The organism is Thermophagus sp. OGC60D27, from assembly GCF_052400625.1.
Taxonomy (GTDB): Bacteria; Bacteroidota; Bacteroidia; order Bacteroidales; family Marinilabiliaceae; genus Thermophagus.
Map to the genome: position 1 here is coordinate 196684 of NZ_JBQTGH010000010.1, position 18567 is coordinate 215250.

Annotated in this window: 15 protein-coding genes; 5 read left to right on the top strand and 10 right to left on the bottom strand. The window is 42.7% G+C overall.

Annotated features, from left to right (window positions below):
* Positions 1 to 6: 6 nt before the first annotated feature.
* The 7 genes from ACT29H_RS13400 to ACT29H_RS13430 form a co-directional block, all read right to left on the bottom strand.
* Positions 7 to 2166, bottom strand: coding sequence for a S46 family peptidase (locus tag ACT29H_RS13400; RefSeq protein ID WP_444822149.1), 2160 nt, complete (start codon positions 2164 to 2166; stop codon positions 7 to 9).
* Positions 2167 to 2506: 340 nt separating this feature from the next.
* Entirely contained in the window at positions 2507 to 3097 is a 591-nt protein-coding gene (locus ACT29H_RS13405) for a Maf family nucleotide pyrophosphatase (RefSeq protein ID WP_444822150.1), read from the bottom strand.
* Between the two features lie 124 nt (positions 3098 to 3221).
* Positions 3222 to 4169 (bottom strand): geranylgeranylglycerol-phosphate geranylgeranyltransferase, encoded by a 948-nt coding sequence (locus ACT29H_RS13410; RefSeq protein ID WP_444822151.1) that lies wholly within the window; start codon positions 4167 to 4169, stop codon positions 3222 to 3224.
* 181 nt (positions 4170 to 4350) lie between these two features.
* Positions 4351 to 4866, bottom strand: coding sequence for a KdsC family phosphatase (locus tag ACT29H_RS13415; RefSeq protein WP_444822152.1), 516 nt, complete (start codon positions 4864 to 4866; stop codon positions 4351 to 4353).
* Positions 4867 to 5117: 251 nt separating this feature from the next.
* Positions 5118 to 5909: a Rossmann-like and DUF2520 domain-containing protein gene (locus ACT29H_RS13420; RefSeq protein ID WP_444822153.1), complete on the bottom strand. Its 792-nt coding sequence runs from the start codon at positions 5907 to 5909 to the stop codon at positions 5118 to 5120.
* Between the two features lie 190 nt (positions 5910 to 6099).
* A complete protein-coding gene (locus ACT29H_RS13425) occupies positions 6100 to 6309 on the bottom strand; it encodes a hypothetical protein (protein ID WP_444822154.1) in 210 nt (69 codons plus the stop codon).
* A gap of 435 nt (positions 6310 to 6744) precedes the next feature.
* The gene (locus ACT29H_RS13430) at positions 6745 to 8160 is read right to left on the bottom strand and encodes an NfeD family protein (protein ID WP_444822155.1); all 1416 of its coding nucleotides are present in this window, start codon (positions 8158 to 8160) and stop codon (positions 6745 to 6747) included.
* 411 nt (positions 8161 to 8571) lie between these two features.
* Here ACT29H_RS13430 and ACT29H_RS13435 point away from each other — a divergent pair, with 411 nt between their 5' ends.
* Positions 8572 to 10101 carry an AbgT family transporter gene (locus tag ACT29H_RS13435; protein ID WP_444822156.1) on the top strand — a complete coding sequence of 510 codons (1530 nt, stop codon included), beginning with the start codon at positions 8572 to 8574 and terminating at the stop codon, positions 10099 to 10101.
* Here the strand turns inward: ACT29H_RS13435 and ACT29H_RS13440 are convergent.
* Positions 10098 to 10817, bottom strand: a complete 720-nt coding sequence (locus tag ACT29H_RS13440; RefSeq protein ID WP_444822157.1) for a YkgJ family cysteine cluster protein — start codon at positions 10815 to 10817, stop codon at positions 10098 to 10100. The genes ACT29H_RS13435 and ACT29H_RS13440 overlap by 4 nt on opposite strands.
* Before the next feature lie 433 nt (positions 10818 to 11250).
* On the opposite strand from ACT29H_RS13440, the gene ACT29H_RS13445 reads away from it, so the two are divergent.
* The 4 genes from ACT29H_RS13445 (at position 11251) to menB (ending at position 16059) form a co-directional block, all read left to right on the top strand.
* A complete protein-coding gene (locus ACT29H_RS13445) occupies positions 11251 to 12060 on the top strand; it encodes an XRE family transcriptional regulator (RefSeq protein WP_444822158.1) in 810 nt (269 codons plus the stop codon).
* 174 nt (positions 12061 to 12234) lie between these two features.
* Positions 12235 to 13359: a chorismate-binding protein gene (locus ACT29H_RS13450; protein WP_444822159.1), complete on the top strand. Its 1125-nt coding sequence runs from the start codon at positions 12235 to 12237 to the stop codon at positions 13357 to 13359.
* On the top strand, positions 13340 to 15028 hold the full coding sequence (gene menD / locus ACT29H_RS13455) for a 2-succinyl-5-enolpyruvyl-6-hydroxy-3-cyclohexene-1-carboxylic-acid synthase (RefSeq protein ID WP_444822160.1): 1689 nt from the start codon (positions 13340 to 13342) through the stop codon (positions 15026 to 15028). The genes ACT29H_RS13450 and menD overlap by 20 nt, the downstream gene beginning before the upstream one ends.
* Before the next feature lie 218 nt (positions 15029 to 15246).
* Complete coding sequence (menB, locus tag ACT29H_RS13460) at positions 15247 to 16059, top strand: 1,4-dihydroxy-2-naphthoyl-CoA synthase (protein WP_444822161.1); 813 nt, start codon at positions 15247 to 15249, stop codon at positions 16057 to 16059.
* 138 nt (positions 16060 to 16197) lie between these two features.
* Here menB and otsB read toward each other — a convergent pair whose 3' ends face one another.
* Together otsB and ACT29H_RS13470 are read right to left on the bottom strand one after the other, a co-directional pair.
* A complete protein-coding gene (gene otsB, locus ACT29H_RS13465; protein ID WP_444822162.1) occupies positions 16198 to 16998 on the bottom strand; it encodes a trehalose-phosphatase in 801 nt (266 codons plus the stop codon).
* A gap of 341 nt (positions 16999 to 17339) precedes the next feature.
* Positions 17340 to 18284 (bottom strand): diacylglycerol/lipid kinase family protein, encoded by a 945-nt coding sequence (locus ACT29H_RS13470; RefSeq protein WP_444822163.1) that lies wholly within the window; start codon positions 18282 to 18284, stop codon positions 17340 to 17342.
* Positions 18285 to 18567: the final 283 nt, after the last annotated feature.

The following is an 18567-nucleotide window of genomic DNA, read 5'->3' on the forward strand; positions in this document are numbered from 1 at the left end:
ATTGTTTTATTCTACCAGAGTCATTTCATCCAAAAGATAGCCGGCACCGGCAAATTTGTCGATGACAAACAAAGCATACCTGATATCCAGAGAGATGTTACGACTTTGCTCGGGGTTAAACATCAGGTCACTCATGACCCCTTCCCAGGCGCGGTCGAAGTTTACCCCAATGAGATGTCCTTCGGCATTGATCACCGGACTTCCGGAATTTCCGCCGGTGGTATGGTTGGTGGCGATGAAGCAAACCGGAAGCGACCCGTTTTGACCGTATCGTCCAAAGTCTTTGTTGCGATAAAGCTCTTTCAGCTTTTCCGGAACTTTATAATCATAAATGTCGGGGTTATCTTTTTCCATAATGCCTTCAATGGTCGTTAGGTAATGGTATTGCACTGCATCACGCGGTTCATAACCTTTTACCTGTCCGTAGGTGACCCGCAAGGTGAAGTTGGCATCGGGATAAAAAACTCTGTCCGCCCCGAAAGCCATCTGGCCTTGCATATAGATTCGGTCGAGACTGTCGTTGGTGAGGCTGAGCGACTGGTATTGCGAATATATTTTACGATAGGTTCTTATAAAGCTGTCATAAAGTTCCCATGCAGGGTCTTTTTTTAGCTTTTTGATACTTTTGGCGGTAAATGCGTCAATCCAATCGATGGTGACTTGCTCGTTGATGAAATGCGTTTTTTGAAAGAGATTTTCCGTGTACTTATTATAGTTGCCCTTGTATTTTTTGTCGATTAAAGTATATATGGGCGGTAAAAACTCAGGTTTCACCTTTTCACGGTAAATTTTAAGTATTTGGGAAGTTAATTCTTGGTCAAGAGGTTGATGATAATCTTTGAAGAAGTCCTGAACGTTTGTTTTTACTGTTTCTTTGAGTTCTGTGATTTCTTCAGGATCTACCTCTTCCTTTTCGAATGCATCGGCCAAAGGAGAAAACATTGATGCCAATTGAGCTATTTCCACCCCGTTTCGGAAGTTTACTTCCAGCAACAGGTCGCGTGCCAGTTTGACATCTCCCATTTTTTGGTAAAGCGTTTGGAAATGGTCGAGCAGGTTCCCGTACTTTTTGTCTCGCTCCTTGTCTTGTTGTGCCCACTTCTGAAACTGTGCCTGGTAATTTTCCTTCTTTTCTATGGCGTTAAGTTTTTTCAGACCGCGAATTTCACCCCGCCACCGTTTCCATGAGTTGGCGACTCTGGCATTTTTTGCGGCGTATTGAATGCGCACGGCAGGATCCTGATTCATATACCGGTTCATGATTTCCAGTTTTTTTGTGCGCATTTCTATCAGCGGGGGATAAACGGTTTCGGTAAGCATCTTCAGATGGAAGGAGGGAACGTATTGGTCGGTGCTTCCGGGATAGCCAAACACCATGGTGAAGTCTCCTTCCTGTATGCCCTTCAGAGAGACGGGAAAGTGTTTCTTGGGCTTAAAAGGTTGGTTGTCCGGACTGTATTCAGCGGGCTTGTTGTCTTTGTCGGCATAGATTCTGAACAGAGAGAAGTCGCCGGTATGACGAGGCCACATCCAGTTGTCGGTGTCACCCCCGAAGTCGCCAATGGCAGAGGGGGGCGCACCTACCAGGCGAACGTCTTTATAAACTTCATTGACAAACAACAGGTACTGGTTGCCATGAAAGAAAGGCTTAACAACAGCGGTATAATGGGTGTTTTTGATGGCCTCTTCTTCTATCTTCTTAATGTTTTGTTTGATGAGTTTTCCCCGTTCGTTCATGGTCATAGACTCGTCTACACCGTTAAGGACGCTGTCGGTCACATCTTTCATGTATTTCAGGAATGTAACGGTGAGTCCCGGATTGGGCAATTCATCTTCTTTTGACATTGCCCAGAAACCGTCGGTCAGGTAATCGTGTTCTACGCTGCTGTGTGATTGTATGGATGAGAAGCCACAGTGATGGTTGGTAATAATCAATCCCTGATCAGAAATTAGTTCACCCGTGCAGCCACCGCCAAAAATCATGACGGCATCTTTCATGCTGGCCTTGTTAATACTGTATATGTCTTCGGCGGTTAATTTAAACCCCATCGACTGCATCTCTTCAATGTTGTACTTCTGAAGCAACATTGGGATCCACATCCCTTCCCCTGCAAAAGAGAATAAAGACAAGTGGATGGTAATTAGAAATAATAGTAGTTTTTTCATCCGTATAAAATTAATATAAGTTATTGCTCTGATGGAATTCGCATGATCATTAGTTTGTACATGTTCCTGTTGTGACAACTCTCCGTTGTCATGCTCGTTTCATTCGTATAAATTTAAGTTAAGTCATTGTTGATGTTCCGGGTTTTTGGGTTAATATATGATTGGCTATATAGATACAAATTGAAATAAGTCATTTGGGCTGCTACCTTTGTTCCGGAAGCAAGAGCCCAGACACCGGATTACCATTCACACAAACAACTTATTTCCATTTATAGCTACTTATTTCTATCCTCCTGCCGACCTAATGGCCGATCGGCTTACCCATCTATTATTGGGTGCTTTAACCAAAGTATTTCAATTCTTCCATCAGCCTGGACACCGGCAATCCCATAACATTGAAATAGCTGCCTTCGATGCTTTCAATCCCGATAAGGCCGATCCATTCCTGGATACCATAGGCGCCTGCTTTATCATAGGGTTTATAGTGATCGATGTAATAATTGATTTGTTCAGATGTGAGAGGTTTAAAGTGTACTGTTGTGATGTCTGAAAAAGCCTTTTCTTTCTTAACTGTTCGAATGACTACGCCAGTCATGACCTGATGAGAGCGTCCTGAAAGGCGTTTCAGCATTTGAATGGCATGATCTCTGTTCTCGGGCTTTCCAATGACTTCGTTGTCAAGGGCCACAATAGTATCGGCGGTAATAACCATTTGATCGGGTTGCATCCAAATATCCTTCCAAGCATCCGACTTGAGGCGGGCTAAATGAAGTGCGACTTCATTGATCGGCAGATCTTCGGGATAAGACTCATCAACATCCCTTCCCTTTCCAATGCTAAAAGGAATGCCGGTTTTTTTTAAAAGATCCTGTCGGCGAGGGGAGCCTGATGCCAGTGTAATGGTAAATGGTTTAAGGTTGTTGAATATCATAAAAATAGTGTTGTTGGCTAGATGATAAAATATTTTACTGTCAGGCCCGGGCATTAATCGTTATTACATTTTTGGGTGGGCACAAAAATACAAGTTTTCTTAAAAAGGGGCGGAAGAAAAGACTCTAAACAAAGAAGGTTCTGGCCACCAGGATAAATAAAATACCCATCAACATAATAAATTTGCTGAGCGAGCTGGCTGTTCCAAAATCTTTTTTTGTTTTTGCTTTATATATTTTATTTGCCAGCCAAAGATAAGGGACTGTCAGAAATAGGAAGAAATAGGCCTGGCTGATATGACTGTTTCGGAGTTGAGGAACCAGTGCCAATATGATCCAGAGAGCAATGACGGTGGCTAAGTCAAGCATTATAACAATGGTTCGGGAGTAATTGATGCCCATCTCCACAGGAAGAGTGCGGCAACCTGCTTCTTTGTCACCTTCCAGATCTTCAATGTCTTTGATCAGTTCTCTCATGAGCGTACTGATAAAGGCGAAAAAAGCAAAACCTGCCGTCCAAAACCAGGCTGTTGAACAGGCCTCTGTTTGAAGGATTGTGTCGCCATGGACCCGCGCCAGTGTGGCAAATTCCAATGAAACAACGATGAAGGGCACCAAAGCCGTCAGCAAGGCAATGGTGAGATTGCCAACCAGCATCTGCTTTTTCAGTGTGGTGGAATAATACCACAATAAACCCGGAATAAGAATGAACATTAGTGCGTAAGTCTCTTTGCGGGTGATGTAGGCCACAAAAAGACCGGTAATAACCCCTGCAATGGTAAGGATGACATGCAATAGTAGTACAACCCGGCGCGGTATTTCCCGACCTACTACCACATGGTCGGGACGATTGATGCGGTCGATGCGAACATCAAAGTAGTTGTTGATAACATATCCCGAAGCGGCCAACAAAACCGTGGCTAAAACCAATAATCCAAAGCGAAGATGACTGAGTGCCGGTGAAACATCAAAGTGAGAAAGCACCGGAAGCAACAGACCGTAACGTAAAAGGCACTGGAGAAGTACTATGATGATAAGATTCTTGTAGCGTATGAGTTTTAAATATGCCATCATATTATTCGTTTTTAGAGAATCTTAAATAAACTAATTTTCGTTTTTCCGTGAGAGGTGTTGGTCAGATCTTAGCCCAGGTATTGGCTTTTTATCTTTTCCCCAGCCATCCGACATAGAATAATAGGGCCGGTAAATTTCTTGTCTGTCCTAATTGACGAAAGTCAAATTAGAACCTCTCATTTTACCAAGTTAAATCTTTTCCCCATTTACCATGTGCTCTTAATACTTGTTCCATGACATCGCGCACGCAACCTTCCCCACCTTTGAAATGACTAATGTATTTACAGAGCGACTTGATCTCTTCCACCGCATCGGATGGACATACGGGAACACCAACTTTTTTCATGACCGGATAATCCGGCAAATCGTCTCCCATATAGAGCACATTTTGGGGATCAAGGTTGTGCTTGGCTGTCCATGCCTGAAAGTCAATGATCTTATCTGACGATCCCATGAAAACATCCTGCACCCCTAAATCTAAATATCGTTGGCGAACTGCTTCTGTTTTTCCGCCGGTAATGATGGCCACGGGGTAACCCAGCTTTACTGCCAGTTGGATTGCAAAACCGTCTTTTATGTTGGCAGTGCGCATGGGTTCACCGGTGGGATGCATCGGGATGATCTGAGATGAAAGTACTCCGTCAACATCAAAGGCAAAGGCTTTTACTTTCATCAGATCTTCTTTAAAATTGGTCATGGATCGTCTTTTTTTGTGTTATGGTTGATGAATTTTTTAGCAATATAGATTCCTGGATTTTGTTGAGAAGTATTTTTTCTCACTATCCGTTTATGAGGCGATAAATTTAGCAATTTTCATACAATAGAGACAACACCACCCGATTCTTAAGTTTTTTATATCCGACAATTCGGTTGGCAATTGGTAGAAATGAGAGGGGAGGGACAAAGGTTGCCTCAACCAGGGATTCGAGCGTTGTTTTTTGTAAACTTCTAATTTTTATTGTGGTATTGTACGATGCTTTTACTCATAAGCTCATATATTTTTTTTAGTGAGGGGTTATGCGACAATCGATCAAGATGTTTGTTCATGACAGATTGGTCGTTTCGTATGGCCGGTCCCGTTTGCGCTTCAACAGGAGGCATCGTCAAAATTTTCTGGGTGGTTTCTTTGATGAGAGGAGTGAGAAAGTCAAAAGAGAGATTGTTGTTTTCCAGTAAATCGGCTGATAGGGTGTAAAGGTGGTTGACGAAATTGCAGGACAGAACTGCTGCGATGTGCAACGTGGCCCTTAGGGCAGAGTCGGCTTTGGTTACTTTGGTGGAGACCTTTGACGCCAGGAGTAGAAGCTTTTGTGTTGTTGTTGGATCGCTTCCTTCAACCAGAAGTGGCAACTCTTTATAATCGATGTCTCTTTTTTTACTGAGCGTTTGAAAAGGATAGAAAACGCCAAAGTGTTGGAATTGAGATAATGATTCCATGCCAATACTTCCCGCAGTGTGAACAATAATACCTTTATATGATGGCAACTGTTTTGTGATGCTATCTAGTGCATCGTCTGAAACGGAAATGATCCACAGGTCGGCATTGGAGTCTGCATTCTTCAGCTCAGTGATGGGAACTGAACCTGTTAAATTGGCCAGTTCTCTGGCATGGGCTTGGTTACGTGAATAGATTTGCCGGATGGTTATACCGGCTTGAGTCATGGCTCGGCCAAGATGAGTGGCTACATTTCCGCTTCCGAATATGACTGCCGATGTGATGGGCGATGTTCTTTCTGTCATAGGACAGTATTTTATTGGTAACTTAATATGGGATCATAGTAATTGTTAGATGCCAAGTTTATAAGGTAATGGACTAAATATATTTGTCATCCTTTTGTCGGCAAAAAAGTATAAGACAAAAGTAATAAATAAAAGAAAAGAGGCTGCCGATGCAGGCAGCCTCTCCTTGAAAATGGTTCATCTCTAATTTTTAATACAGGTCATCGTCATCTTCATAGAAGTCATCGAAGCCACTGTATTCTCTGTCGTTGAGCACAAGTTCATCAATGTCTTCCAACTCATCATAGATGGATGGTTTTCTTTCTCTTTTGCCCTTTTTGACTTTGACGCCTGATTTTTTTGGTTTTTCAAGAGCCTCAAATTCTTCTTTGTGCTTTTTAGGCAGCTTTTTGGATTTCATGATTTAATTCAATTGTTAATTAACTAGAATAATTAAAAAATCAATTTATAAAAAAACTCTGCTAAACGTTTAATGAAAAATTTTAAAAGAACATTCTTTTATGTTTGTATAAAATTTGTTTAAGTTGTTGGTTTAGTGTGATTTTTGTATGGCTGTTGGGATGCGTGTTCATATTCCTGAAGTTCACCGAATCACCGGGATTGGGAAAGAATATGAAGAGGCAATCTTATTGGGTCATGGACGTTTCCTTTCATGAAACCAAAATAGTGATTTTTGATATGTCAAAATAAATGAAACAAAAAAAATAGGAAAAAAATGATTTGTTTTTATGGTTTGTATTAAGTTGGTTTATAGTGTTTTGGTTTGTGTCGGGGTTGAGATTTATGCTATGGAAGACAAAAGTTGTACAAAAATGACATCTTTAAATAGCAATCTTTAATCGTCAATCTTTCTGACCACCAGTTGTGCGGTGGAAAAGTCGGTTACGATGACGGGCTCATCCTTGTCTATAAATTCGTCCGAGGATCTGGCATCATAAATGACTCCATCCACTTCAACGCGACCGGAGGGGCGAAGAACCGTTACAGCACGGCCCGTTTTTCCGGTAAGATTTTTTATTCTGGTATCTACACTCACATAACCCTTATCGTTTTGTTGGGATGTCTGCAATGCTAGCTTCGAAAAAGGGCCTCCTGTTGAGGTAAGCAATTTCTGACTGAGCCAGAGGGAGAGAATGAAGCCGCCAAAAATGCCGCTAAATACGGTGGCGATAGCTGTTAGAAAAGAGTTGGAATCGACGGGTGAAAAGTCGAAGTCGACGTTGTTAAGCAAGCTGAGGATAAGACCTGTAAATGCTAAGATGATTCCCGAAATTCCAGTAATGCCAAATCCTGGAATGGCGAATATCTCTACCGCAATAAGTGCCAAGCCTATAATGAAAATAAGTATTTCCCAATTTGCCGCCAGACCATCAATGTAGAGCGGTGCAAAATAGAGAATGGCGGCAATAATTGACACTGCCAGCGGAAATCCTATGCCGGGGGATTGAAGCTCAAAATATAATCCTCCGATAATGAGCAGTACCAGGATGCCTTGAAGAACCGGGCTGGTGACAATGCCTTTGATGCTGTCGTAAAAGGACGGTTTGTAGGTTTTTAGTTCGTAGGGTCGAAGCTTTAATAGCCCTAATACTTCTTCAACAGAATTGGCGGTGCCTTCGCAAAAACCATTTTCTATGGCTTCAAGAGCAGTGAAAGTCAAAACTTTACCGGAATCTATTACCCCCGGTATGGACACTCTTTCATCGACCATGGCTTCCGCAATTTGTGGGTCACGTTTCCATTTTATAATGGTGTCGGTGGCGGTAATAATGGTGTCTTTTCCATGCGCTTCGGCGGTTGCTCGGATGGTGGATCGCATATACGACTGATATTTGTCGGGCATTTCTTCCCCGCTTTGGTTGACGACGGTTGCTGCCCCGATATTTCCTCCGGGACGCATATATATGCTGTCGCAAGCAATGGAAATAAGGGCTCCGGCACTGGCCGCATTGTTGTCGATAAATACATGGACCGGGATTTTACTATTGAGAATTTTGGTTCGAATGGAGTCGGCAAAGATTACTTGTCCCCCGTAGGTGTTGAGATGGATCAATATGGCATCGGCTTCCATCTTTTCTGCTTCATCAAAAGCCTTATAGGTGTGTACCCAGCTGGTACTATTGATGTTGTTAAAGATGCGAAGCAGATACACCAGATTGGTTTCATTGTTTTCTTCATCGTTGGCTTCCGTACCATTGACAATGGGAAGCGTCATCACTGCCAGCAGAAGCATTAAAAATTTTTTCATCATCGTTTATGAGATAATTTGTTTAACAGGTTTGGGTAATTTATGAATTAATCCTCAAAAGTAAAACCGTTGACGTCGGAGGATATCCAATAAAAGGGGTGGTTTCATATGTTATGTTTTCCTTATTTATCAATCTCCGATGCTTATCAAATATAGTTTTTTCATTTAAATTTAGCGACAAATGCAATTTATTAAAATTAAAATATGACGCATTGCTTTGTCCGAGTTGGTGCAGAAATTTGATGTAACCCATTGTGGTATAAATTGAATTTGTTGAATGAAAGGATCAAAAAGGGCATTATTTTTTTATCCATGCAAATAGAAATATGGTTACATTTTTTCATAATTGGATTGCAACATTATTTTTGTAAAAAAAAAGGAAGCACCGGATTCCCGGATAAAAAGACATTATTTATGGAAAAGAATAATAAAAAGAGTTTTTTCGACCGGTTTTTGAATTTATTGGAAAGAGGAGGTAATGCTTTGCCGCATCCCGCCACTCTGTTTGGTCTCTTTGCCGTGATAGTATTGATTTTTTCGGCCATAGGATATTGGTTTGGGTGGTCGGTACAACATCCGGGGACCGGTGAAACGGTTCGTGTGGTAAATCTTCTTAGCAAGGAAGGTTTAGCGATGATATTGGATGGGATGGTTGAGAATTATACCGGTTTTGCACCGCTTGGAATTGTGATGGTTGCGATGTTGGGTATCGGTATTGCCGAGTCGAGTGGTCTGATTGCTGCATTCATTCGCCTTTTAGTGTTGTCCTCACCTACGCGGCTGCTTTCTTTCGTGCTGGTTTTTTCAGGAATACTCTCCAATTTTGCCAGTGATATCGGTTATGTGTTGTTAATCCCCTTGGGCGGCATCATTTTTCAATCGGTAGGTCGTCATCCCATTGTGGGGATGGCAGCAGCCTTTGCGGGTGTTTCGGGAGGTTTTAGTGCCAATCTTATATTGGGAACGGTAGATCCTCTTTTGGCAGGACTCTCGCAGGAGGCGGCCCACATTATTGATCCCTCCTATGAAGTAAATCCTACGGCCAACTATTATTTTATGATTGCCTCTACGTTCCTGATCGCCATCTTGGGCACTTGGGTGACCGAGCGGATTGTTGCTCCTCGCTTTGGAAATTATTCGGGCCCTGCTATGGATGAAAAACTGGAACATTTGTCGCCCATTGAAAAGAAAGGACTACGCTGGAGTTTGGTAGTGCTCGCCTTTTGGGTTATTCTTATTTTGGTCGGGATACTACCCGAAAATGGAGTGCTACGGGGAAGTGATGGGGGAATTCTTACTTCACCTATAATTCGCGGTATCATAGCCATCTTGTTTTTGATGGCCGGCACCATGGGCATCGTTTACGGGGCCGTATTAGGGAAATTTCGTAACGACTCCGACGTGGCAAAAAGCATGGCTCAAAGCATGCAAACTCTGACAACCTATTTTGTGCTGGTCTTTTTTGCCGCCCAATTTGTTGCCTATTTCAAATGGAGTAATTTGGGGATTATCATCGCAGTGGATGGTGCCGAGGCACTGATGTCTGCCAATCTGGGGCTGATTCCTCTCATGTTGTTATTTGTTTTGTTGTCGGCTTCCATCAATATGCTGATGGGGAGTGCTTCGGCCAAGTGGGCCATTATGGCACCTGTATTTGTGCCGATGTTTATGTTGATGGGCTATTCCCCCGAACTATCGCAGGCTGTATATCGAATCGGCGATTCCGTAACCAATCTTATTTCGCCCATGATGAGTTTCTTTGCCCTGATTATTGCCTATTTTAATAAGTATGACAAGCAGGCAGGTCTGGGAACGGTTATCGCCACCATGATCCCCTATACCATTGTTTTCTTCATTGGTTGGAGCTTGCTGCTGGTATTATGGTTGCTGTTTGATATACCCCTGGGGCCGGGTGCCGGTTTGGAGTATTTATTGCCCAATTAAATGGTGGATATTTCATCAAAAGGAAAACGATCATGAATAGCTGCGCCCTCTAACCAGTCATTGGTCTTTTGGGGTGATTCCAGAAGTTTAAGCAGGATATGTTCGATTCTGTTTTCCTCAATTATGAGTCCCTGTTCACGTAAGGCCTGGGCAAATCCTTGATTGAGTCGTCGCCCAGCTTTCAGAGGAAAGTCGAATAACGCAGGTACGGCTTTGGGATCCTTTGGACGTTCGTATTTGGCGATGCAGCTGTCTTTGCTGGAGGAGAGGTATATCCGACATGCGGTGGGACGCACCGGGTATACCATGCAGCGTCCCTTGTGTAAAAGAGGACACGGATGACTGGTTTTCAATGCTTCAGAAGGTTTTAGGGGGCTTAGTCGTTTTTCTTTTTCTTTGGCCTTTTCTTTGACCGCTTCCATTCTGTCTTTTGCGTAATGCTTTTTCAGGTAATCGACTAAAACGATCATTTCATGGGTCGAAGCAAATACGGCCTGGTTGCAGCACCAATGACATCCCATGTGGCAGTGCACCGGTTTTTTTTCACTTTCGCATCGTTGTGAAAAGGCATCGATCAGAAGGTCAATGTTATGGTATAACTCTCTGAGGCCTGCTTTAAGGTTAGAAAGTTCGTTTTTTATGGGATGAGCTTTCCCCAACCGGTTTCCATCGGTAAAGAAGATGGGTTCAAAGTTTTGAGGTTCTGGTTTTTCCATAATTCCTGATTGGTTACATTAAAAAAATACTGTTAATGCTGATTTTTAGAGACAATCACGAATTAGCCGGTATTTTTGTAGCCCCAAAATTTACAATTATATGTATAGAAAATCAAATCCATGACGCCGTATAAGGTCGGATCATCTCAAAAGAGAGTCTTTAAATTTTTGTTTGGGGAGTTCCGTTAGATGGGCTAATTGGATACATTTTTCTGATGATTCGGGGGATGAGAAGATGGTTGTAAAAAATGGCTTTGACATATATGGTGGTATGATAAACAGTTAGTTATGGGGTTGGAATGTTTTTTAGTAATTGGAGGGAGCAACCCAAATGGGGGGTATTGGATGTTGTTTTAAGAGGATATTTGCTCAATTGAGAGGATTATCTTATTTTTGGTTACAAAATAATCCAATTAAAGATTAGTTTTTAATTATGTGTTTTGCTGCCAATTTGAAATTACTACGCAAAAGGAAGGGCCTTACTCAACAGGACCTGGCCAATGCGTTGGGGATTAAACGTCCTACCCTGAACAACTACGAGAACAAGGTGTCCGGACCACCACTGGATGTGTTGACTCAACTGTCCGACTTTTTTGGCCTTTCCATGGATACTCTGGTGAGAGTCGATTTATCGAAACTAACCGGCTTTCAATTAAAGGAATTGGAAGAAGGCAATGACGTTTATGTGCGGGGCTCGCGACTGAGGGTTTTGACTTCCACCGTTGGGCCCGATAATGAGGAAAATATAGAGTTGGTTCCGGAAAAAGCCAAGGCCGGCTATTTAACCGGTTTTGGAGATCCGGAATACATTCGTTCTCTGCCGGTTTTCCGATTGCCCTTTCTGGACCGGGAAAAGAAATACCGAACTTTCCAAATCAGTGGCGATTCCATGTTGCCCATACCCGATGGAGCCTGGGTAACCGGTGAGTTTGTGCTCGACTGGCACACCATTAAATCGGGTGAAGCATGTATTATAGTGACCAGAGATGAGGGAATCTCTTTCAAGATTGTACAGAACAATATTTCCGTCAATGGTACCCTTAAGTGCATCAGCCTAAATCCGGTTTATGATCCCTACGACCTTGCTGTTGAGGACGTAAGGGAGATCTGGCATTTTGTTCATTATATCAGCGGAGAGTTGCCCGGTGGGAAAGTGGAAATGGAACATTTGGTGCGTTCCATTAATGTTATTCAGAAAGATGTTGGGAAATTAAAAGAACACTTTTTAGGAAGAGAACAGTAATAATGGTTTTGAGAGACAAAGCAGCTTTAGTCTTTTGGATTGAATAGTATCTTGTAGTTTTTAAGCGCAACGAATGGTCTAATCTACCATCATTGCGTTTTTTTTATGAGCTTTCAAGCGTTAAAAGAATAAACCTTTTTGGCTATCTTTGCGTTTCTCTCGAAAAGGTGAAAATTGGATAATTTTGACAATATAAACAGTATAACAGATTGGCTATCCGGGTGCTTGGTTGAGCATCAGCCCTTTGTGGTATATCGGTTTCCGGGTGAAAAAAAAGGGCATGTCTTTCGGATCGGTAAGATGGAGAGGGTAGATGTCAATCATTTTTCGACCGAACATTTTAATGGTTCTTTCTTGGTAGCTCCTTTTTATTTATCGGGAGGGGCTTATCTTCTTTGGCCTGAAGAAGAAAAATCTTTTGAGCTGGAGAGTAAAAATTTTAAAATTGAGGGCAACGGCATTATAGAATTGGGTGCAGAAGCCGGCAGTGTAAGGGACGGGTATCGCCGTTCTTTTTCAATTGTTAAAGAGGCATTGGAAACGAATTTTGCTGAAAAAGTAGTGCTAGCCCGCAGGATGGAAGTCTCCGGTATTTCTGCAAAATTACTTCCGGAAGTTTTTGAAACCTTGTGTTATCATAGCCCAAATGCTTTTGTCTATTTTTTTGATCATCCCACTCTCGGACGATGGATGGGGGCCAGTCCCGAGAACTTTCTCGGTAAACATGGAAATGAATATACCACTGTAGCATTGGCTGCCACCCGGGCAAAGGGTCAACCATCGGAAGCCTGGAATTTTAAAGAGTTGGAAGAGCAAGGCTTTGTTTCCCGTTTTATTGATAAGATCTTGAATGATTTTGGTGCGGCCGACGTCAGTAAAAACGGGCCGGAACCAATCAGGGCCGGCCAAGTGATTCATCTTCGCACTTCATACCGTTTCAATGCAGATCTGAAAGGTGCAGAGACAGGACGCCTCCTTAATTCACTGCATCCGACCCCTGCCGTGGGCGGGTTCCCTAAAGACAAAGCACTTGATGTAATACAGCGGGCCGAACCGTTTGATCGTCGTTTTTATAGTGGTTTCCTGGGACCTGTTTTCTCTGGTGGCTTTCGTTTTTTTGTCAATATTCGATCGATGCAGTTGGAAGGTGAAAAGGCTGTTTTATACCTTGGTGGAGGTATTACTCGAGAATCCGTTGAATCGTCTGAATGGGAAGAGACCCGCCTGAAATCCAGAACCCTTCTGTCAGTCCTTCAGTCTGTAAAACAAAATCATTGCAATGAGTCTATCCATCTCTGATAAACCGGTGGTAAGGTCTATTATAGAACAATGTTATGGGCATGGTGTAAGATATGTGGTCATTTCGCCCGGTTCGCGTAATGCACCACTGATCTTATCGTTTCCAGCCAGCAAAAAATTTCATTGCCTTAGCATTGTTGACGAACGTTCGGCAGCCTATTTTGCCTTAGGACTTGCCCGCAAGACAAATACCCCTGTGGCGTTGATCTGTACCAGTGGAACAGCGGTTCTTAATTACGGGCCTGCCCTTGCCGAAGCTTACTATCGTCAAATTCCGCTGATTGCCATTACTGCCGACCGTCCGCCCGAATATATTGATCAGGCTGATGGTCAAACCATAAGGCAACAGAATGTATTTAGCAATTTTGTCAGATATCAATGTCATTTACCTTTGGGAGAGCTTGCACAGGATGACTTTTGGCTGACCAATCGTTTGCTGAATGAAGCTTTTCAAAATGCCTTGGGAGATGTGCGTGGCCCAGTCCATATTAATGTGCCTTTCAGAGAACCACTTTATGGCAGGTCGGAAATGGTTGAAGCCTATCCTTCGCGAATTATTTCGGTAAAGAAGAATGACGTGGTGGATAACACGATGGTGAATGATTTGGTGGCCGAAATATCCGGTTCCCGTAAAATAATGTTTTTGGTGGGAGCGACCGATGGTGGTGAAAAACTGGTTTCGGTGGCTTCTTCTTTGATTAAGAAAGGGGTGGTGGTGGTGACCGAGACATTGTCTAACCTGGGCTTGGAAGGTGCATTTGGAAATACCGATCGGTTGCTGGAATACTTTGCCACCAGAATGGATGCTTTTCGTCCGGATTTGCTGATTACCTTGGATGTTCCCGTCTTGTCAAAACGATTAAAGCAATTTTTGCGAAGCTGTCAACCAAAAAGTCACTGGCATTTTTCTAACCAGAGTATCGTAATCGATACTTATCATTGTCTGACTCGTCAGATCAATGGTGATGCCGAAAAAATTCTTGAGAAGGTGGCTGAGAAAATTGGTGCCTTTCCGTTCGACTACTATCATATATGGGAAGAAGCTCATCGGCAAACCTCTGAAAAGCATAATGTATTTAGCAGGGAAGTGCCGTGGTGCGACTTTAAGGTTTTTGACCGGCTGTCAAAAGCTGTCCCGGCAGGGACGGAGATTCATCTGGGTAACAGCACCCCGGTGCGTTACGCTCAACTTTTTGTCTGGAAGGAAAATCAGACCTTCCGGGCCAATCGAGGGACCAGTGGAATCGACGGATGTGTCAGTACGGCAGCCGGGGCTGCCTATGGCGGTGAGCAACCGGTAACCCTAATAATTGGGGATCTGGCCTTTTTGTATGATTCCAATGGATTATGGCATAAATATTTGCCGTCTACATTCCGGGTGATTGTAATCAATAACGGTGGGGGTGGCATTTTCAGATATATTCCCGGTCCTTCGAAGACCGATGAACTGGAATCTTTTTTCGAAGTGAGGGAAAATCATCAATGCCGTGGTATTGCTGAGACGTTTGGACTACAATATTATAAGGCTGAGGATAGTGAGCAGCTGGATGAGATCTTAAAGCATTTTTGGGACGACAAAGAAAGGCCTGCATTGCTCGAAATATTTACACCGGGGCCCCAAAATGGTGAAATCTTAAGAGGTTATTTCAGCCGTTTACGAGGTGCTTGATGGCAGGATCGTGGTATATTTGCCTTGAGAGAAATAGAAAGATCTTTTGATGGCCATATGGCAGATGAGATAGGCCTGGCCTTAAGAGGTTACCTGTCTGGTTTATAACCTTTTTTGGGTGGAAATGGTCGTGGCATCATAGTTCTTGTATCCATTAAGCTAAAGCTATAAATCTTAAATCTGAGTATCTTATATCTATAAATCTAAAAATCTATAATATGTCCTGGACTACCATAAAAGAATTTGAAGACATCAAATTTGAGTTTTTTGAAGGCGTGGCCAAAGTAACCATTAACCGGCCTCGGGTATACAATGCTTTTCGCCCCAAGACCGTCAAGGAGATGATAGAGGCTTTCGATATTTGTCGTGAAAGGCAGGATATTGGGGTTGTGGTCTTGACCGGGGAAGGGGATAAAGCCTTCTGTTCGGGGGGCGATCAGAATGTTAAAGGTTACGGTGGGTATGTGGACGAGTCGGGTGTGCCTCGTCTGAATGTCCTGGATCTGCACAAGCGGATTCGTTCATTGCCAAAACCTGTTGTGGCGATGGTTAACGGTTATGCCATTGGCGGGGGCCATGTGTTGCATGTGGTCTGTGACCTGACCATAGCCAGTGAAAAGGCTATTTTCGGACAAACAGGTCCTAAGGTGGGCAGCTTTGATGCCGGCTTTGGTTCTTCCTATCTGGCACGACATGTGGGACAGAAAAAAGCCCGTGAAATTTGGTTCCTGTGCAAACAGTATTCCGCCGAAGAAGCCGAGAAAATGGGGCTTGTCAACAAGGTGGTTCCCCACGACAAGCTCGAAGAAGAAACCATGGAATGGTGCAGAATAATGTTACAACGCAGTCCTATGGCTTTACGGATGATTAAGCGTGGCCTCAATGCCGAACTGGACGGTCAGGCCGGTATTATGGAGATGGCCGGAGATGCTACTCTGATGTTCTACCTTATGGAAGAAGCACAGGAAGGAAGAAAAGCCTTTCTCGAAAAGCGGGACCCCGACTTCAAGCAGTTCCCCAAATTTCCCTGATAGAATTGACTAATCCTTTTAGGCCGAGTGAGTCGTTTGCCTGCAGTCGACTCAGTCGTTTGCCTGCAGTCGACTGGGTCGAGATCATGCGAACATCCAATGACTCTGTATATTTTTTGTGGGTCGAATGCTTCGACGTTAATACAGAGTCATTATTTTTTTGAGTAGTTGTTTTACCTCTTCCACATTTTGGAGTGAATAGGAGGCATGGGTGGGATTTCCGTTGTGGCTGACCATAATGCCGATACCGTCACCGTTTTCTTCCAAAGCTTCGAAGGCATCTTCATCGGTATCGTCGTCGCCGATATAGATGGGGATCACCGACGTGTTCTCTTTTAAACCAAGTTTTTCCAGTATCCATAATACCGCTTTCCCTTTGTGCCAGTCGATATTGGGTTTTGCTTCCACAATTTTTTTCCCCGTTCCTTTTTTAAAGGCTGGATGTCTTTTTAATACTTCGTCAAAGTCCGACAAAATATTTTCGATATCTTCTTCTTTGGCATTTCTGTAATGGAGGCCTACGGCATAACGCTTTCGGTCGACCTGTGTTCCGGGATACTTTTTCTGAATATCCCGCAGATTATCTTCTATTTTGTCGAGTTGGGGCAGGAGGGCAATTCCTTTTTCATGTTCCATGGTCAATCCTTCCGGACCGGAAATCTGAAATCCGTGACTTCCTGAATAGATGAGATGATCGAGTCCCACCAGTTTTTTGATGTCTTCCAGATCGCGACCGGTAACGATGGCCACCGTAAACTTTTGTGACAGCTGTTGCAGCAGCTTTTTCATCTCGTCACTCAGTCGTGCCAGTTCCGGTTTGCTGACGATGGGTGTCAATGTACCGTCATAGTCGAAAAAGAAGACAGGTTTTTTACGAGCAGTTATTGAAAAAAAGTCTGTTTGTTCTGAAAATATGGGTTCTGGATTCTTTGTCGTCATTTTTATTGTTTTGTTGATTTTCGATAGTTTAGTTCTAAGTTTATGGTTTCGGGTTTGGGATATATATGGAAATAGGTTGAAATAATTAGTTTTTGGAAATGAATGGTTTCATTTTTATTATTCTTTAGGGTTCTTTGCAACCAAATGGGAGGCCCCAAAGTAAGAAGTCAGAAGCCAGAAATCAGATTGCACTCTTTATTAATAAACTATATCCAATTATATCTATTAATTTCTATTTATATCAATTCATTTCTACTTATGTTTAATTCTAATATATAGCTTCTTTCCTCCGGCGTTTTCAATATTTTCAGTCACTCCGGCTCACCCGCTACTCTTGCCTTTCAAGTTCTGTTTTTTTCTGCGGGGCTAAAGAACAAATGGTCTTCCTGGTCGTTGTAAATAACCTCTATGGCAGAGGGTATAATTTCAATTTCAACTTGGCTCACTTCACCTAACGGTTCTCCGTCAATTTGAAGGTCTTGAGGGGGATTTAGAATTAATTGGGCGCGTTTGCATGATTTGATTTTAACATGTCGTAGTTTGTGAATATTTCCCGTAAAGAAAGCGAAAAACATACTAAATATATAATACCATGGGTAGGGTTTTATAATCACAATTTCAAATTTTCCGTCATCCATTCGTCCTTTTGGATTGATAATGGCGCCGGTACCATAAAAATGGGTGTTAAGCATGACTACCATGACAGCCCTGTAATTATGTTTTCGCTTTTTACTGGGAAGGACTGTGCATTTGAAGGAGGAAAGAGCGATTACTTCTTTTAAAAATTGTCGTGCATAACCATATAACCCGCGGATATTTTGTTGATCGAAACGTTTAATAATTCGGGCATTTAGGCCCAAGTCACTAAGATGCACTGCAATATGTTTATGGTTGATTAATAAAAGATCTATTCGTTTGGAAACGCCTCTGGCAATGATTTCCACTGCGTTTTCCAGTTGCGTAGGAATGTTGAGTTCGTAAGCCATTCCGTTGGCCGATCCTGTTGGGATAATACCTAATTTAACCGTGTTGTGTTCTGTTAAGGCACCAACAACCAGATTGACGGTTCCATCTCCGCCAACTGCCGCTACCACTTCGGGGGCATATTTCTCGATGGCCGAAACGATATTCGTACGATCGTTTTCCCCGGTGGTCTCGACGAAGAAGGGCGCAAGGGTATATTTCCCGCAATATTGTGTCAGTAGCTTTCGGATATCGCTCTTATTGTCATTACCCGATGCAGGATTGATCACGAAAAGAACCTTTCTTTTTTTTGTGAGTTCCATAGGAAATATCTCTCTATTTAATGGTCAGATGGTTGGAAATGAAAAGTTGATCGATGTCGGAATCAGATGGATAAACAGATTGGATAATTAACTTAATGTTTTTTTAGAATGACTATATTTGAATGTACAAGTAATCCAACTTCCGGTTTCAATGACTAATTGTCGTTGTTTGATGATCTCTCCGAGATGGCTTTATTGGTTTGAATAAATCGGGCCTCTGAAAAAAATGTTTTTTGGGTTATATGATCCATCATTGGTGTTCGCTTGTTCATATTAACGAATT

What these genes read in the sequence shown, in the direction of transcription:
- ACT29H_RS13400 (WP_444822149.1), bottom strand. Translation starts at nt 2,166, where the DNA reads ATGAAAAAACTACTATTATTTCTAATTACCATCCACTTGTCTTTATTC.
- ACT29H_RS13405 (WP_444822150.1), bottom strand. Translation starts at nt 3,097, where the DNA reads ATGATATTCAACAACCTTAAACCATTTACCATTACACTGGCATCAGGC.
- ACT29H_RS13410 (WP_444822151.1), bottom strand. Translation starts at nt 4,169, where the DNA reads ATGATGGCATATTTAAAACTCATACGCTACAAGAATCTTATCATCATA.
- ACT29H_RS13415 (WP_444822152.1), bottom strand. Translation starts at nt 4,866, where the DNA reads ATGACCAATTTTAAAGAAGATCTGATGAAAGTAAAAGCCTTTGCCTTT.
- ACT29H_RS13420 (WP_444822153.1), bottom strand. Translation starts at nt 5,909, where the DNA reads ATGACAGAAAGAACATCGCCCATCACATCGGCAGTCATATTCGGAAGC.
- ACT29H_RS13425 (WP_444822154.1), bottom strand. Translation starts at nt 6,309, where the DNA reads ATGAAATCCAAAAAGCTGCCTAAAAAGCACAAAGAAGAATTTGAGGCT.
- ACT29H_RS13430 (WP_444822155.1), bottom strand. Translation starts at nt 8,160, where the DNA reads ATGATGAAAAAATTTTTAATGCTTCTGCTGGCAGTGATGACGCTTCCC.
- ACT29H_RS13435 (WP_444822156.1), top strand. Translation starts at nt 8,572, where the DNA reads ATGGAAAAGAATAATAAAAAGAGTTTTTTCGACCGGTTTTTGAATTTA.
- ACT29H_RS13440 (WP_444822157.1), bottom strand. Translation starts at nt 10,817, where the DNA reads ATGGAAAAACCAGAACCTCAAAACTTTGAACCCATCTTCTTTACCGAT.
- ACT29H_RS13445 (WP_444822158.1), top strand. Translation starts at nt 11,251, where the DNA reads ATGTGTTTTGCTGCCAATTTGAAATTACTACGCAAAAGGAAGGGCCTT.
- menD (WP_444822160.1), top strand. Translation starts at nt 13,340, where the DNA reads ATGAGTCTATCCATCTCTGATAAACCGGTGGTAAGGTCTATTATAGAA.
- menB (WP_444822161.1), top strand. Translation starts at nt 15,247, where the DNA reads ATGTCCTGGACTACCATAAAAGAATTTGAAGACATCAAATTTGAGTTT.
- otsB (WP_444822162.1), bottom strand. Translation starts at nt 16,998, where the DNA reads ATGACGACAAAGAATCCAGAACCCATATTTTCAGAACAAACAGACTTT.
- ACT29H_RS13470 (WP_444822163.1), bottom strand. Translation starts at nt 18,284, where the DNA reads ATGGAACTCACAAAAAAAAGAAAGGTTCTTTTCGTGATCAATCCTGCA.